This window comes from Phaeodactylibacter xiamenensis, assembly GCF_965229835.1.
Classification (GTDB): domain Bacteria; phylum Bacteroidota; class Bacteroidia; order Chitinophagales; family Saprospiraceae; genus Phaeodactylibacter; species Phaeodactylibacter xiamenensis.
Genome location: NZ_OZ245931.1, coordinates 1,647,436 through 1,664,256 on the forward strand (window position 1 = coordinate 1,647,436; position 16,821 = coordinate 1,664,256).

Annotated in this window: 14 protein-coding genes; 5 read left to right on the forward strand and 9 right to left on the reverse strand. The window is 52.3% G+C overall.

The genetic code is table 11. From position 1 onward, the window contains the following. Positions 1–56 precede the first annotated feature (56 nt). Entirely contained in the window at positions 57–1,472 is a 1,416-nt protein-coding gene (locus ACO08I_RS05980) for a pyridoxal phosphate-dependent decarboxylase family protein (protein ID WP_421948809.1), read from the forward strand. Positions 1,473–1,500: 28 nt separating this feature from the next. On the opposite strand, the gene ACO08I_RS05985 is transcribed toward ACO08I_RS05980, so the two are convergent. Further along, complete coding sequence (locus ACO08I_RS05985; protein WP_421948810.1) at positions 1,501–3,909, reverse strand: DUF3536 domain-containing protein; 2,409 nt, start codon at positions 3,907–3,909, stop codon at positions 1,501–1,503. Between the two features lie 112 nt (positions 3,910–4,021). On the opposite strand from ACO08I_RS05985, the gene ACO08I_RS05990 reads away from it, so the two are divergent. Beyond that, positions 4,022–4,495, forward strand: coding sequence for a hypothetical protein (locus tag ACO08I_RS05990; RefSeq protein ID WP_282778455.1), 474 nt, complete (start codon positions 4,022–4,024; stop codon positions 4,493–4,495). Between the two features lie 8 nt (positions 4,496–4,503). Here ACO08I_RS05990 and ACO08I_RS05995 read toward each other — a convergent pair whose 3' ends face one another. The 4 genes from ACO08I_RS05995 to hpf form a co-directional block, all read right to left on the reverse strand. Then, positions 4,504–5,454, reverse strand: a complete 951-nt coding sequence (locus ACO08I_RS05995; RefSeq protein ID WP_421948811.1) for an aldo/keto reductase — start codon at positions 5,452–5,454, stop codon at positions 4,504–4,506. An 81-nt stretch (positions 5,455–5,535) separates the two neighbouring features. Continuing rightward, entirely contained in the window at positions 5,536–6,354 is an 819-nt protein-coding gene (locus ACO08I_RS06000; protein WP_421948812.1) for a sterol desaturase family protein, read from the reverse strand. Positions 6,355–6,493: 139 nt separating this feature from the next. Beyond that, the gene (locus tag ACO08I_RS06005; RefSeq protein ID WP_282778449.1) at positions 6,494–7,900 is read right to left on the reverse strand and encodes an MBL fold metallo-hydrolase; all 1,407 of its coding nucleotides are present in this window, start codon (positions 7,898–7,900) and stop codon (positions 6,494–6,496) included. A 466-nt stretch (positions 7,901–8,366) separates the two neighbouring features. Continuing rightward, positions 8,367–8,672: a ribosome hibernation-promoting factor, HPF/YfiA family gene (hpf, locus tag ACO08I_RS06010; protein WP_044145907.1), complete on the reverse strand. Its 306-nt coding sequence runs from the start codon at positions 8,670–8,672 to the stop codon at positions 8,367–8,369. A gap of 223 nt (positions 8,673–8,895) precedes the next feature. On the opposite strand from hpf, the gene ACO08I_RS06015 reads away from it, so the two are divergent. Beyond that, positions 8,896–10,101: a hypothetical protein gene (locus ACO08I_RS06015; RefSeq protein WP_282778447.1), complete on the forward strand. Its 1,206-nt coding sequence runs from the start codon at positions 8,896–8,898 to the stop codon at positions 10,099–10,101. Positions 10,102–10,218: 117 nt separating this feature from the next. Here the strand turns inward: ACO08I_RS06015 and rplS are convergent, their stop codons facing one another. Beyond that, positions 10,219–10,572, reverse strand: coding sequence for a 50S ribosomal protein L19 (gene rplS, locus ACO08I_RS06020; protein WP_282774071.1), 354 nt, complete (start codon positions 10,570–10,572; stop codon positions 10,219–10,221). Between the two features lie 215 nt (positions 10,573–10,787). Here rplS and ACO08I_RS06025 point away from each other — a divergent pair, with 215 nt between their 5' ends. Together ACO08I_RS06025 and ACO08I_RS06030 are read left to right on the forward strand one after the other, a co-directional pair. After that, entirely contained in the window at positions 10,788–11,114 is a 327-nt protein-coding gene (locus ACO08I_RS06025) for a 2Fe-2S iron-sulfur cluster-binding protein (protein WP_044228656.1), read from the forward strand. A gap of 56 nt (positions 11,115–11,170) precedes the next feature. Further along, positions 11,171–13,732: a PKD domain-containing protein gene (locus tag ACO08I_RS06030; RefSeq protein ID WP_282774067.1), complete on the forward strand. Its 2,562-nt coding sequence runs from the start codon at positions 11,171–11,173 to the stop codon at positions 13,730–13,732. Between the two features lie 2 nt (positions 13,733–13,734). On the opposite strand, the gene ACO08I_RS06035 is transcribed toward ACO08I_RS06030, so the two are convergent. The 3 genes from ACO08I_RS06035 to ACO08I_RS06045 are packed head-to-tail and all read right to left on the reverse strand — an operon-like array spanning position 13,735 to position 16,783. Next, entirely contained in the window at positions 13,735–14,133 is a 399-nt protein-coding gene (locus ACO08I_RS06035; protein WP_282774065.1) for a hypothetical protein, read from the reverse strand. 58 nt (positions 14,134–14,191) lie between these two features. Beyond that, positions 14,192–15,322 carry a glycerate kinase gene (locus ACO08I_RS06040; protein ID WP_282774064.1) on the reverse strand — a complete coding sequence of 377 codons (1,131 nt, stop codon included), beginning with the start codon at positions 15,320–15,322 and terminating at the stop codon, positions 14,192–14,194. Positions 15,323–15,358: 36 nt separating this feature from the next. Next, on the reverse strand, positions 15,359–16,783 hold the full coding sequence (locus tag ACO08I_RS06045) for a helix-turn-helix transcriptional regulator (RefSeq protein WP_421948813.1): 1,425 nt from the start codon (positions 16,781–16,783) through the stop codon (positions 15,359–15,361). Positions 16,784–16,821: the final 38 nt, after the last annotated feature.

A 16,821-nucleotide genomic window follows, 5' to 3' on the forward strand; every position in this document is an offset into this window, starting at 1 on the left:
GCCGCGCAGCGCGCTTTTCCGTATACTAGTGCTTTCCAAAATCTGCTTTTCAAACCATGATCGACCGCAAAGACTTCCACCGCCATGCACCTGATATTACCAACTGGATACAGCAGTACTTCGACCAATTGGAGAAACTGCCCGTAAAATCACAGGTAGTGCCCGGTGATATCTACAAGCAAATTCCGGATCAAATGCCTGAATCCGGAGAGCCGCTAGAGGCTATCCTGCAAGATTTGGACCGGATTATCCTGCCCGGTATGACCCATTGGCAGCACCCCAACTTCCACGCCTACTTCCCTGCCAACAGTTCTGTGGAGTCGGTCTACGCCGAAATGATGACCGCTGCCATGGGCGCACAGTGTATGATTTGGGAAACATCCCCGGCTGCCGCGGAACTGGAAGAGCGTATGATGGAATGGCTGCAGCGAGCGATGGGCATCCCAAAAGACTGGGAAGGGGTCATTCAGGATACGGCTTCTTCCGCGACCCTCGTGGCTATTCTGACGGCCCGGGAAAAGGTGACCAACTTCGAAGCCAATGAAAATGGTGTGCCGCCCAATCTGCGCGTTTATTGCTCCACACAAACCCACTCCTCGATTGAAAAGGCAGTAAAAATAGCCGGTATCGGCCGTAAAAACCTGGTCAAAATCCCTGTGGATGAGCAAATGCGGATGCGGGCGGATGCCCTTGATGCACAGATTCAGCAAGATATGGAATCGGGCTACCTTCCCTGTTGTGTGGTCACTGCTGTGGGCACTACCGGCACCGTTGCCGTAGACCCCATCCCTGAGATCAGCGCTATCTGCGCCCGGCATAACGTATGGCACCACATTGATGCGGCCTATGCTGGTTCTGCCCTCATTTTACCAGAGTACCAATGGATGATTGAGGGGATGGAACAGGCCGACAGCTTTGTCTTCAATCCGCACAAATGGCTGTTTACCAATTTCGACTGCACGGCTTACTATGTGAAAGATGCCGATATGCTGGTGCGTACTTTTGATATCCTGCCGGAGTACCTCAAGACCCGCACCCGCGGGCAGGTCAATGACTACCGGGACTGGGGTATCCCGCTCGGTCGGCGCTTCCGGGCACTGAAGCTGTGGTTTGTCATGCGCAGCTTTGGGCTAAAAGGCATGCAGGAGCGGCTACGGCAACATATTGTACTCAATACCCAGTTTGCAGAATGGGTCGAACAGTCAGAGAACTTTGAGCTGCTTCTCCCCCCCTTTCTCAACTTCACCTGCTTCCGCTACCGGCCGGATGGTCAGACGGAAGAAGCCCTCAACGCCCTCAACCAGGCATTGGTGGAAAGGGTGAATCAGCGGGGTAAGCTGTTCCTGACACACACCAAAATTGAGGACCAGTATGTTCTGCGTATGGTTTTCGGGCAGACTTATGTTGAAAAACGGCACATGGAAGCCGCCCGGGCAGAATTACAGACAGTTGCAGCATCGCTTGGAACCTGACCAGCCCCTGTACCTATCCTATGGCCGCCTAAACCTCAACACTCAGTAATTCCCCCAACGCCAGAAATCCTTCACGCCATTCTTCGTCCTGGAAAGTACGCTTTCCGGACTGGTAGTCCTGCAGCAATGAAAAGTAGAGATTTTGGCTTTGCCAATATTCCATGGAAATATCCAGCTGACTAATGGTTTGCAAAACCGCAACCAGGGTCTGCAGTTGGTCTGATCCCGTTTCCCCACTTTGCAGTTGCTGCAACTCACGGAATACCCGTTCCTCGACCACAAGCTTAAAGGCCTGCTCGTTGGCAAGGGGCACATTCCAGCGGCGGAACTCGGCATGTATGCGGCGCAACTCACGGCGGTTTAGGCTTCCATTCTCAAAAACCTCCAGGAGGTCGTGATTAAGCACAAAAGCAACTGCGCTCCGGTAATATTCGGGCACCGGAATATCACTTACCGCCATACCCATCATTAACTGATAATTGTCTTCGTAAATATCGCGAAGCGCTTTTTCCACCTGCCCCTGGCTATCCTCGGTGATTTGCTGCAGTATTTTGCGCTTTTCATCGGTAAAAAGTTCCCAGATAGAGAATTTCTCCTGACCGAAGTAGGTCTGCATTAGCCCGATCACTTCACCCAGATTGGTGCTCCGGAAGGCTGCTTTGGCAGCTTCTGCCATTTGATCGAAATCCGCCCGGCTCATGTCCAGGGAAATATTGCCGATGATGTTTTGCTGCCCCAGGTAAAGTACCGCAAAACTGAATTGCTTGCGGGACAACGTGGTTTTGGACTGCACCATCGTCCGGCCCACAGCCAGCCGGTATTTCCCGGCAGAAAGCCGGTAGAAACTTTCGCTATCCGCGATATAGTTGAAGAACTCCAGGTGCTCCGGATACTCTTCAAAAATAGAGGAAGCAGCGTAGTGCATACCTACCCGCATAAGGTCAACCCGGGCAGGAGCGATGTACTTTTGGTAGCTTTCTGCTGCATTTTTGTAAACGTTGCTGGGTATTTGCTCCAGTCTGGAGACAAATTCATCGTGCAAATCTACTTCTGCCACCTGTATGGCGTAGTGGATGGCGCGGTTGGCATACTGCAGAATTTGATTGGTTTCAATACCTGACACCTCATCGAAGAACCAACCGCAGCTGGTAAACATGAGCATGGCGTGGCGTTGCAGCTCCATCAGCCGGAGCAGTTGTGTCAATGCTTCCTCGTCCAGGCTTTTTTTGGCGTGTGCCCTTACAAAAGCATCCACTGAGTTGTCATTGCGGTCCAGGAGCACCTGAATATAGTCATTGCGGGCCGCCCATGGGTCTTTCAGCAGTTTCCCGGCTTCTGCTTCGTAGACAGGCATCAACTGGTCGCGCAGCCAGTTGAGCGTTTCCCGCAGTGGTGCCCGCCAGTCTTGTGTCCAGGTAGGCCGGCCGCCAGTATTGCAGCCACAATTGGACCGCCAGCGCTCCACCCCATGCACACAACTCCAGGAGCTATTCTCATGAATCTGTACCTCATAGGTTGGCGGATGGAGCTCCATGTACTGACCATAGTTAGTCACCGTAGCTATTCCCTGCTCTTCGATAGAGCGCAGACAGGCAGCCAGCGCCATTTCGCCGTGCCGGTGATGATGACCATAACTTTCGCCATCGGTAGCGATATGGGCCAGCAGTGGCTCTTCTGTATCTGTAAAGGCTTCCCGAAAGCGGTTCGCAAAGACCGTACCATTGTTCAACAGCCCTTCAAAAGCTACGCCCTGCGCAATGCCGCCGTGATAGAAAAACAGGGTGATCGTTTTGCCGGAAGGCAGCTGGCAAAGGTAAGGCCGGCGGGTATCCACAGCTGCATGCCCCTGTTCTTCCCAGTCTGCTGCGCCGATTTTCCGGATTGCTTTGGCCTGTCGGGGCGCCAGTACAGTGAATTGGATCCCTTGTTCTGCCAGGACCTCCAGGGTTTCCGTATCCACCGCGGTTTCGGCCAGCCACATCCCTTCAGGCATACGCTGAAAACGGTGCTTAAAGTCTGCGATGCCCCAGGCAATTTGCGTTTCCTTGTCGCGGCGGTTACAGAGCGGCAGGATGAGGTGGCTGTGCGCCTGCGCCATAGCCGAACCATGCCCGCCAAAAATGGACTGGCTTTCGCGGTCCGCCATCAGGATACGGGCGTAGGTCTTGGGGTCGGCCTTTTCCATCCACGACAACAAGGTGGGCCCAAAATTGAAACTGATGCGGGCGTAATTATTGACGATATCAATGATACGCTGCATTCCATTGAGCACGCGGGCAGCCGCATTGGGCGCATAACACTCGAAGTTGATCCGCTCGTTCCAGTCGTGAAAAGGGGCAGCAGAATCCTGTACTTCCACCGTTTCCAGCCAGGGATTTTCCCGGGGTGGTTGGTAGAAGTGGCCGTGAATACACACGTATCTTTTAGAGGTGGTCATCTTTATAACTTGAGTTGATCTCAACGAAGGTAAGAACTTAGTGTAATACCCAAAATAAAGAAAGTATTCCCGGATTGAGGACCAATTCCCTATCTTAGCTTAAAAATTACCCATGCGCTTTTTGATTGCTTGCCTGACGTTATTGATTTTGAGCGCCTGCTCAGGAGAAAAGCCCCCAAAAGAGGATGAGGTGACTTTGTTTTCATCAGACTGGGATAGCACGACAGCCCTGGTAACCGATCAGGTTACAGGGATTCTGAAAGCTCAGGAGAGCGCTCAGGAATTGCTTAGTGCTCTTGATACGCTGCCGGAGGGTCCCGCGACGGATATTAAAACGCGGCTTGAAAAGGAATTGCAAGCACTAGGCGAAGCATCTGAAGCTTCATTTGCTTTTGTCAACCGGTGGCAGGAAGGCGCTACCCGCCTAAATGCCATCAAAGAAAGCGGAAACGGAACCCTCTCTGCGTCCGACCTGAAGGAACTGCAGCAACTCAAACAGGAAGGGCAGCAACAGGCTAAAGCCTGGGCTACCCAACTGGACTCAGCACGGATTCTTTTTGAAGAGGCCAGGATGATCCTGGAATAATTCGCGGATTATCCCCACAAATCTGACAGCGTGTAAGGGCTACCTTCCATAGCCCAAAAACTCCCGTCTACAAAGCGGTACTCCGGGCCAATCTGGGCAATAAACTGTATATCCTCTACGCTTAGTTCTACCTTAGCAGCGTTCAGGTTCTCCGCAATGCGCCCTGCGTTGGTCGACTTCGGGATAACTGCAGTGCCACGGTGTACCGCCCAGCTGATCAGGACCTGCCCGGGCGTACAATCGCGCTTTTCGGCTACTTTCTTTACTGCCGGGTGCTCCAGCAGCAGAGGCTCGTCGTCTTTCTTAATTGCTGAAGAACGGTCCTTAGACCCCAGGGGCGAATAGGCTGTCAGGTGCAGGCCGAGTTCCTTGCAGCCTTTCACCAGTTCATCCTGTGGCAGGAAAGGGTGCAATTCTACCTGATTCATCTCGGGCTTGATCCGGCTGTTCTCCACCAGGTGCTTCACTCGCTCCAATTTGAAGTTGGATACGCCAATGTGGCGTACCAGCCCCTGATCTACTGCGGCTTCCATGCCCTGCCAGGTTTCGGCTACCGGCACTTCGGACAGGCTCAGAAAATCATCGCTGCCTTTTGGGAACATCACCCCCGGCTGCAAAGCAACGGGCCAGTGCATGAGGAAAAGATCAAGGTAATCCAGCTGCAGGTCAGACAGGGTCTTCCGTAATGCCGGAATGACATCGTCCCTGCGGTGGGCATCATTCCAAAGCTTGGAAGTCACCCAAAGTTCTTTACGGGTCAGGACGCCCTCTTTGATCGCATCCCTAATCGCGTTGCCTACTTCTTTCTCATTGCCATAGATGGGGGCATAGTCAATGTGGCGATACCCGGTTTTCAGGGCGGTCAGCACCGCTTCGTATACTTCTCCGGGCTTGGATTTCCAGGTACCCAGTCCAATGATGGGCATTTTGTCGTTGTGGGAAAAGTTTAGTGTCTTCATACTATCCCGAACTGCAAATGCCCGGTGAATGTTTGGCAAAACACCCCGGGCATTTGATCTTATTGCCACACCTGAACGGCTTTAATAATCAGTCTTGATGGTTTTGTCAAAAGGCACTCTGAACTGATAGCCCACATTCTCATCCAAATCATCGCTGAGCACATCCACGCCGTAGCGTACCTTGCGGGGGTCATCATAGACAAAGGTACCAAACATGCGGTCCCAAAGCGAGAAGATATTGCCGTAGTTGGAGTCGGTCCATGGCCGCTCAAAGTGATGGTGGAACTTATGCATATTGGGCGTAATGAACAGCAGGCTCAGCGGCTTATCCAGCCAGGCCGGCACAGTGATATTGGCATGCGTGAGGTAGGTGAACAGGATGGTGGCAATGCGATAAAACAAGTAAAACGCCAATGGGATGCCGAAGACGATCACACCAAACAACGCAAAGACCTCCCGGATGACATAATCGCCAGGATGGTGCCGGGTGCCTGTGGTGGCGTCCACTTTCGTATCGCTGTGGTGAACCAGGTGGAATTTCCACATCCACTTCACCTTATGCAGCAGGTAGTGAGCAACGTACTGCGCGACCAGGTCCAGGAGCATCACCGCCAGAATCAGTTCTGCCCAGACCGGCAAATCCAGCCAGTACAGCAGCCCGAATTCATACTGTGCCCCCCAGATAAACACCCCGGCAGTGGCGAAGGTGAACAGCAAATTGATCACCAGAGAAGTGCTGAGGAAGATGAGGTTGACCCCGGCGTGCTTCCACTTTTTATAATTGAGGGTGACCAGCGGCACGGCACCTTCCAGTACCCAACTGACAGACAAACAGGCGAAAACCCAGGCCAGCTTTTGCCAGGCTGGCATGGTTTCAAAAAATGCGAGAAAATTTTCCATAGTTTACCGGTGTTCATTTTGTACAAAATTAAGAAAACCGATAATTATATGGGCAATAAAAATGTCAAAGGCCCGGCACAAAAGGATTGCACCGGGCCGTAGCTAATTCACAATAAAACAATCTTTAAAAAAGCTTGCCTTACAGTTCTGTGATTTGCTCTTCAAATTCCGTCATTGGCAGATTGGTTTCCACCAGTGCCTTGTAGCCGCCCTTGATGTTAACTACGTCGTTGTAGCCGCGGGACTTCAGGATGGAAGCCGTGATCATGGAGCGGTAGCCCCCTGCACAGTGCAGGAAGTAGCGCTTATCGCGGCTTACCTCGCTCATATTGCTGTTGATGAAGTCGAGCGGGAAGTTTTGGGCACCGACGATATGCTGAGCGTTATACTCGCTGGCTTTACGTACATCCAGTACGTTCATACCTTCTTTGTCAAACCGGTCAGCCAGGTCGGCAGCTGTTACCTCTTCAACCGCATCCACTTCTTCACCGGCTGCTGTCCAGGCTTCGAAGCCGCCTTCCAGGTAACCGATTGGGTTATCATAGCCTACGCGGGCCAGACGGGTTACCACCTCCTTCTGACGGCCCTCATCGGCAACAACCAGAATGGGGATCTGCAGGTCCGTAATCAGCGCACCTACCCACATCGCGAAGTTATCGTCAATACCGATGAAGATCGAGCCAGGGATAAAGCCATTGGCAAAGTCATCCTGATGACGGGTATCAATCACCAGTGCTTCTTCCTCTGCCCATGCGGCTTTAAAGGCGCGCACGCTCAGCGGATTGAGGCCTTTGGCAAGGATGTCGTCGATGGAATCATAGCCCATTTTGTTCATCACCGCGTTCTTGGGGAAGTACTGTGGAGGCGCCACCAAGCCATCGGTCACTTCCTTCACAAATTCCTCACGGGTCATAGGTTGCAGGGCGTAGTTGGTTTTCTTCTGATCGCCCAGGTAGCCCCAGGTCTCAGAACTCATCTTTTTACCACAGGCAGAACCGGCACCGTGGCCAGGATACACAATCACCTCGTCCGAGAGAGGCATAATCTTGTTGCGGAGGCTGTCAAACAGATGGCCGGCGAGGTCCTCGCGGGACAAATCGGTTTTAACCGCCAAATCAGGGCGGCCTACATCACCCAGGAAGAGGGTATCACCCGTAAATATCGCATGTTCCTTGCCTTCTTCATCAAATAAGAGGAAAGTGGAAGATTCCATCGTATGGCCAGGTGTATGCAGCACTTTTACGATAACATTACCAACTTTCAGTTCTTCGCCATCGGTAGCTATATGCGCTTCGAAGTTTGGCTTGGCAGTAGGGCCAAATACGATAGTGGCGCCGGTTTTATTGGCCAGGTCCAGGTGGCCGGAAACAAAATCCGCATGGAAGTGCGTCTCCAAAACGTACTTGATGCGTGCACCATCAGCTTCTGCGCGCTCGATGTAAGGATCCGTTTCGCGCAAAGGGTCGATAATTACAGCTTCGCCATTGCTTTCAATGTAATAAGCCGCTTCGGCCAGACATCCGGTATATATTTGTTCTACTTTCATTGGTTAAAAAATTTTACAAGGTTTGGACTGAAGTAATAGATTATTGTCTTAAAATATGATCATTCATTCATGATTCAGGGTAAAAAAATACCCAGGCTTTCTGCTCAGGGGCAACGGTTGTGGTGCTTGCAAATCATTATTCAAATATTGTTTCTGATTACGATTACAAATTAAGGGGGTTTGGGAGGCGGGGTTTGTGATCTAGATCAAATAACAAGGTGACTTTGGTCAGGCAGGCATTGACATTTGTCACCGCTTTCCGTAAGGGACAAAAAATCGCCGGGCAGCGGAGGTAAGGTGACAATAGAATGCTGCTGCCCGGCGTAAGAGGCAAAGGCTGGATTAACTGAGAAGCTCCGTGAGCGGAACTGATGTATATATAAAGCCTCTGCCAAAGCGCTATTTCCAAAAGATGAAGGGGAATAGCGATCAGTAAACATTAGTGGTCTGTGCTCCCCGTTTCAGATCAATGATGATTCGTAACTTGTTCTTTGTATTTCAACAGTTGCCGCTTCACTTTATCAGCAGCACCGGCTACAGCCTTTTCGAAAGCATCGCTGTGGTCCTCGGCAAAAAAAGTATGGCCGGGCACCGTCAGGCGCAGTTCCACAATCTGATCTTCCGGCTGGCGGTGGCGCTTTTCCCCAATCTTGAGGTAAACCTCCGCTTCCGTAATCCGATCTGAATAATTGGCTAATTTGCTGACTTTCTCTTCAATAACACCATTTAGGTATTCGTTTACCTCGAAGGTGGAATTCACTTGTACTTTCATAAGTTCAATTTTCTAGTTCGGTTAGGCTGGTTGATTTCGGCAGCGGTTAGGGCTGCGGTCTCGTCCTTTTTAAGTTTCTGGTGGATTCCGTTTTAGTGATTTAATACTTCCAAGGTATGCCCTCACAGCTGGGGGCGCATTGACAAAGATCAGTTGCAGTAGTTGATCCTTATCACTACCTTTATAGCGGTCTGAAAATCAGGCTCCACAGAATGGGAAAACTATGAGATGGCATTTGATTATCGGTTGGCTCCTCGCCCCGGGGGTACTTTTTGCACAAAATTTGGGCGGCCAGTGGGAAGGGCATCTTTCTCAGGGCGGCAAAACCGATACCTTTGTATACCGCGTCCAATTACAGCAGTCCGGCACCTCTCTGAACGGCGAAGCCTACTCCGCCACCGCTGACGGGCAGCACACCGCCCGGTTTCTCCTTACTGGTTTCTGGGATGGGCAAAAGCTCATTCTTCAGGAGGTGGAACAGATCGAGCCCGCATCGCCTCAGTGGTGCATTAAATACGCGACCCTCCGGGCAGGAGAGCAGGACGGCATCCCTACCCTGTCCGGCCCCTGGCGCGCCGATGGCTGCACGCCAGGTCAACTCTTCCTTCAGCGCCCGGTCAAAACCATACAGGATACGGTCGTACAGGAAATAAAGCCTACGGTTGCCGGTAAGTGGACAGGCACGCTTTCTCAGTCCGACCGCGACTATGGCTTCTACTTCGAAGTGGACCTGGGGCCACGCGGGCTGGGTGGCTCCTATATCGTATCTGAAGGCAACGGCGGCAGCGCTCATATGGACCTCGAGTATACCTACAACGCCAACAGCAACGAACTGCACTTTCAGGAAGGCTCCGTTATAAAAAAGGAGGACCCGGCCTGGCCCTGGTGCATTAAATCGGGCGACCTGGCTTACCGACGTGAGGGCAGCCGCCTCGTACTGGAGGGAACCTGGAAAGGGTATATTGAGGGGTATGATTTGGAATCCGGCCCCTGCGCCAGTGGCGCCCTATACCTTGAGAAGCCAATACTGACCAGGGAAATCGTACAAACCCGGCAGGCCATTGCCGAACCTTATCAGCTGGAAAATCAGCGGCAGATCAAAGTCCAGCGGGTTCTGGAAGTGAGCAGCCCGAATATCCGGATCAAAATTTGGGACAATGGAACCGTGGACGGCGATGTCGCTACGCTCTTCCTCAACGGAGAGCGTATCCTCAATCAGCACCGCGTTTCTAAGCGGCGCATCGGCATTCCCGTTACGCTTTCGCAAACCGACAACTTTCTCGTCCTCCACGCAGACGACCTCGGCGACATACGGCCCAATACCGTGGCCGTCTCCGTAGATGACGGGGAGCGCGAACAGGTCATCATCGTAAGCTCCAACCTGGAAGAGAGCGGAGCCGTAATGATCAAACAATTCCGGGTGGATTAATCCTCAGGCGCCAAATTTCGATAAAGCCCTCACAGGCAGGTATAAAAAATCCGGTCAGCTTTCCACAAAGGGAAAACTGACCGGATAATATGCTATCAGCGAATTGCTGAATATTTCTTACTTCACGCGCGCACGCTCCTTGATACGAGCTTTCTTGCCCACGAGGTCCCGCAGGTAGTACAGCTTGGCACGGCGTACTTTACCACGCTTCAGTATCTTAATGTCAACAATATTCGGTGAAACGATCGGGAAGATACGTTCTACACCAATGCCGCTGGAGGTCTTCCGAACGGTGAACATCAGGTTGCTGCCATGGCCTTTGATCTTAATCACATCGCCACGGAAGTCCTGGATACGTTCCTTATCGCCCTCTACAATTTTGTAGCTTACTACAATATTGTCACCGGGGCGGAAAGTTGGAAAGTCTTTCTTTGCCAACAGCTGATCTTCTACAAACTTAATAGCGTCCATCGTACTGATATTTGAAAATTGTCAGGGTCCTTCAATTAGACGTGCAAAGGTAAACCAATAATTTTGAAAAACCTAAAGCGAAACAAAAAAATCAACAAAAACAGAAAGCTGCCGGAGCTCCTGCCAAAACACAACCTTTCCGAATTAATGCCCCCGGCAGTTGCCAACCTCGACGGATGCACTATATTTGCGCAGCGAAAACAGCTACAAAGATTATGGACGTAAAAATTACCGTTGTAGACCGGCAGGGAGAAGCCCACGAGCTTGAAGCCCCTACAGACATGAACATGAACCTCATGGAGGTCTGCAAGGCGTATGAGCTACCGGTAAAAGGCACCTGCGGCGGCATGGCACTCTGCTCTACCTGCCACGTTTATGTGGAAAGCGATCATGAGCTGCCCGAAATGGGCGAAAACGAAGAGGACATGCTCGATCAGGCTTTCTTTGTGGAAGACAACTCCCGCCTGGGGTGTCAGCTCCGCATCACGCCTGAGCTCAATGGACTGAAGGTGCAGTTGGCTCCTGAAGACGAAGAAGCCTAGCTTAAGTCCCGGGAATTGGCTATCTTGTCATAAATGACGGACACAATTCCCGAAACATGAAGACTATAATCAGTTTTGCGCTTTCCCTATTTTTCCTATCAAATTTATTTACTCAGACAGACACCCTTAGCGGAGTTCTCAACCACTACAGCCCTGTATCCGCTATTGACACCTGTACCGCCCGCCTGACCGTAGGCAGTGCCGCCAATTTTCAGCAGGGCGATACCCTGTTAATTGCCCAAATGCAGGGCGCGGCCATCTCTGTTGCCGACAATTCCCAGTTTGGGTCTCTGACGGAGCTGGGTACAGCAGGCATCTGGGAGCAGGCTGTCATTCAGGAGGTTCAGGGAAATGACCTGTTGCTCACTCAGTCTTTGCTTCACACCTATAATATAGCTGGCAATGTACAGGTGGTGAGTATCCCCTATTACGAACAGGCTCTAGTCACCGATTCGGTAGCCGCCCAGGCCTGGGACGGGCAAACCGGTGGCATCCTGGCCTTCCGGGCAGGTACGCTTACGCTGAATGGGCGCCTTACTGCAACGGGAAAAGGGTTCCGGGGCGGGAGCGCTGCCCTTAATTACGATGGGAGCTGTACCTGGCTGATCAACTATGAGGACTACCGCTTCGGAGCCAACAGCATTCGCGGCGGGCTTAAGGGAGAAGGCATAGGCGGCGTACCAACGGCCTGGCCACGGGGCAGAGGTGCGGCTGCCAACGGGGGCGGAGGCGGCAACGACCATAATGCCGGTGGAGGCGGTGGGGCGCTACTCACTGCCGGCGGCCGGGGCGGGGAAAATGACAACCCTAACTTCCTGGGCTGCAAAGGGTTTGGAGAAGGTGCCGCAGGCTGGTCTTTGCCCAACAATAGCCGGCTCTTCCTGGGCGGGGGCGGCGGAGCCGGCCATGGCAATAATAACGTAGCTACGGACGGTGGAAAAGGTGGAGGCATCATTTTGCTGGAAGCCGGCCAAATCATAAGCAATAACGGAGTCATTGTAACGAATGGAGAACATGCCCAAAACGCCGGAGGCGATGGTGCCGGCGGGGGCGGCGCAGGTGGCATGATCCTGCTGAATGCCAACAACATCAACGGCCCAATCACCTTTTCTGCGATGGGCGGCAACGGCGGTAGCGCCAACAACAACAATCAGGATCAGTGCTTCGGCCCGGGCGGCGGTGGCAGCGGAGGCTACATCGGCGCACCCGAAGGTTTTGAGACCGATATCCTGTTAAATGGCGGAGCGCCCGGGCTCTCCCTCAATTCCTCCGAATGCCCGGAATCACCAAACGGAGCCACTCCGGGTACAGATGGCTTACTTGAAGGCCCGCTGACCTTCCCGTTTAGCACCATCCCAATACCACAGCCTCCTATAGTCGCTACCGATCAGGATACGCTTACTGCTTGTGCAGAAACCCTTACCCTAAGCGCACTGCCCGACGGAAGTTTCAATACCCTGATCTGGGAATTCGACAACGGCAACGGTTTTATGCCTGTGCCTGATAATGCCGACTATGATGGGGTCAACACCCCCAACCTGCTCCTCAACACCCCGGCTGCTTCCGCTGGCTTGAGCTTCCGCCTGTCGGCAATCTCCAGCTGCTTCCCGCCAGTTTACAGCAGTGTGATTGAAGTGACAAGCGGGGCCCCACCTCTACCTGACTTTACGGTGGACCTGAATGGCCTGACCGCTACCTTTTCTCCGGTCAGCATGGATGCAATATCCTACACCTGGAATTTTGGGGATGGAAATACTTCCTCCTCTGCCGGGGTGGCTCATACTTACCCTTCCTCTGGTGTTTACACTGTCACCCTAACGGTCACCAACGCCTGTGGGACCGCCACTTCTGAGCAAACCATTACCGTAGGCAGTGCGCCCGTGCCGGACTTTGGCGTGAGCGGTAGCAGCAGTGGCTGTGCCCCACGGAGCATTGGCTTCGTCAATCAGTCCACAGGTACCTTTGACAGCCTGCTTTGGGCTTTTCCCGGAGGTACGCCTGCTTCTTCCACGCAGCCAAATCCCACAATTACCTATGAGACGCCGGGGACTTATGATGTCAGCCTTACCCTGTTTAGTGCCTTTGCCCCACAACAGGCGACCATTCAAGACCAAGTCATCATTTATATCCGGCCCACCGCCGCCTTTACCTATGATACGGATGATCTGACCGTCACTTTTACCAATTTGTCAACGGATGCTGATTTCTTCTCCTGGAACTTTGGAGACGGGGAAACAAGCACAGCAGAGGACCCGGTACATACTTTTCCCGGTCCCGGCACTTATGATGTTACCCTCAACGCGTCTAACCCCAACTGCTCCCGCGCAGTAACGGAGACGATCTTCCTACAGCCTTCTTCCACAACGGCCACCGATCAGAAGCGGCAAATATGGCTGTCGCCCAATCCTGCAGGCAACCAAACCTGCCTGCAGGCTGTCCCGGAGTTGCAGCTCCCACTCCCCTGGCAATGCTTCAACGCTACCGGGCAGCTTGTGGCCGAGGGTACCTTGCGGCAAATACCGGGATGTATTTCACTGAAAGGATGGACAGGAGGGACCCACTATATCAAGATTTTAAGTAAAGAAAACGTGTACCTTTTGCAGCTTATCGTACAGTAAGTTTACCGCCGGCTAAGGTTATACCGGGCTACGGCCTGATGCTTCCGCCCGTAGCCAATACCCTGCATGAGCACGCTGGAGCCCAGCAGCGCCCAACTCCAGTTTGGCTGATCGGTGCGCACGACGTAAAAACAACTGGCAAAGACAGCCGCTGAGCCCCAGTGCCACCACTGCCCTTTCCGCCAGGACCGCCAGGCTTCGCGATCTGACCGTAGCATAGCCTTGAGCTCCCGCTGCCTGAGGTAATCGCCTTCCAGCTGATACCGCTGCCCACCCCACCAGGTGTCTTTGATTTGGATGGTATCCGGTAAAAATAAGTGAGCATGCGCTACAGCAGGAGGCTGAGCACAGGCAAGCCCTGTTCCACAGAGCAGGATTAGCATCATCCAGAACTGCTTCATCTTTTTTAGAACCAATTTCCGGGAAAAACGATAATAGCAATTGTCTTATCCTGCCAAATTATCCGGCTAATAATAACTGTCCAACATGGAAGGCAGTTTCCTCCAGGCGGCTTGCTGTTTCCTGCAGTGCTGTTTCCAGGTCAACCGGACGATTTTGGATGGAGAATGCCGCTTGCAGCCCAATGGAGCGGACGGCTTCCGGGCTGGCCTGAAGAGCACCGCACAGAGCAATCACCGGCACAGCTTTTTGGCGTGCACGTAGAGTGATGCCCTTGATGAGCTTGCCTCTGAGTGTTTGTTCGTCCAGGCGCCCTTCCCCGGTGATAACCAGGTCGGCCTGATCAAGGGCGGTTTCAAAACCCGCCACCTCCATGATGGTTTCAATACCTGGTTTCAATGAAGCGCCAAGATAGGTGAGGCACCCGGCCCCCATGCCTCCGGCAGCGCCACTGCCCGGTACTTCGGCTATGGGTTTTCCGGCAAGCTTTTCCATTTGCGGAGCGATATGCCGCAGACCGGCATCCAGCAACTCCACTGCTGCCGGATCGGCTCCTTTCTGAGGTGCGAAAACCCGGGCAGCGCCATGCTCGCCAAAAAGCGGGTTATCCACATCGCATAGGGTAATGATCTCAATCTGCCGCGGATCCAGGAACAGCATGCGGTCATCAATACGATGTACTTTCACGAGGTTCTCCCCCACCGGCTCCAGTTCGTGGCCCTGTCTGTCCAGAAAACGGTAACCCAGGGCAGCAGCCATGCCCATACCCGCATCATTAGTGGCACTTCCACCAAGACCCAGGATAATCTTTTCCGCCCCCCGTCCCATAGCAGCGATGATTAGAGCGCCGGTGCCCATTGTGGAGGTCCTAAGCGGGTTTCGTTCTTCTGGTTTCAGCAACTGAAGCCCGGAAGCCGAAGCCATTTCGATAAATGCAGTCTTACCATCACCAGACATACCATACGGTGCCATCACAGGCTCAAAAAGTGGATTGCTGGCGCGGTCTTCCACCATCTGCCCTCCGGTATGGTGCGCCAGTATAGCAGCGGTGCCTTCGCCCCCATCAGCCAGTGGCATAAGGGTTACCCGAAATTGATCATTGGCAGTTTTCAGCCCTTTTTCAATAGCCTGGCAAACTGCTTCGGCGGGCAGTGCATCTTTGAAAGTATCACTGGCAATCAGGATGCGCATAGTACAGTCATTTAAACGAAAGTAACCAAAAGTGCCCTATTCCAAAAGCAAATGGCGAAGGTAAGGCTCCAGACCAAGCTCATTATCGAGTTCCAGCTTATTCTTAAGACGGTACCGCGCCATATTCACTGCTTTTTCGCTCACCCCCTGAGTAGACGCAATCTCCATAGTCGAAGCCCCCAGGGCGATAAGAATAGCGTAGCGTAGCTGTGTTTTTGTCAAATCCGGAGCTTTTTCTGACAATGACTTGAAAAAGCCGGGGTAGGATAAAAGAAAAGGCTCTACAAAATCGGTCTTCTCTGTATAATCATGTATTAAAACACTCAGCTTTCGCTTCAGCAAAGACGGGTTGGATTCATAGCGCTCTATTGCATCCATAGCATTATTTTTCAACTGTGCAGCTCCGATACCACTCTGCAAGGCATTCTGACGCTGCACTTTGAGCTGTTTATCCAGCTGCTCGCTGTGTTTTCTGGCTGCCTGTGCTTTTGCTCTTGCCTCTGCCACCCTTTTTTGGTTACTGCGAAGAAGCATGCCCAGGGTAATCAGTGCTGCAATAGCAAACAACAAAGCTGCACCAAGGTAGAGGCGGTTCCGCTCCAGTAATGTGGCTCTTAACTCAGCTGCCTGTGCGACACGCTCGGCCTGGTCTCGTTGGTTCTTAAAAGTTTCCAATTCATAGATAGCTGCCATTTCCTCCACGCGTAGCTGTTTACTTAGGTGCTGAAAAGCGTTATGCCTGCGACCTAATTCACGCATTTCAATCGAGGCAAGACCTGCATCCCCCTTCAGAAGAAGAGCCTTGACCCGGGACTCTGATAACGCTACCCGGGACTGTGCATCCTCGCGAGCCAGACCTTCGGCCAGGTCAATAGCAGCAAGAGCCTGATCTGGCTGATTTAAAGCAAGATGGTACTCAATCTTCATGAAGTAAAAGTCGTACGAGAGTGAAGTCCTCTTATTTAATTCATAACGCCGCAGGCTATCCAGCACATACTCAGCACGGGCGTATTGCTGCTTACCTAAGTATATTCTGAAAGCAGCCTCTGTGTAAGCGGGCAACAGATAATTGAACTCTTCCATATACAGGTCAAGCTCTTCCAGTAATGCTTCACCTCTTTCCCAATCCTCCTGTAAACCAGCCACTTCTATTTGATTAATCAAACTTAATACCATGGGGTAGGCGCCGTCCTCAATAGCCGAGGCTTTTTCCCGTACCTCTGTAAAAATAGAGTCAGCAACTTGGTACATATCCCGACGAAAATAGGTAAGCCCTATATTATTTAGCACTACCGCCTTTTCCTGCTCAGAGATAAGCGTCTCTGTTTTTCCTGCTAATTGCTGACTGAGCAAAAGATATTGGTAAGCCGCTTCATATTTTTTACTATTCAGATAAACCATGCTGAGGTTACTGTAAACCAGATAAAGCCGGCGTTGATCTTCTGCCTGATCGAAGAACACAATTGCTTTGCGATATGCGGATTCAGCAAGGCTTTTCT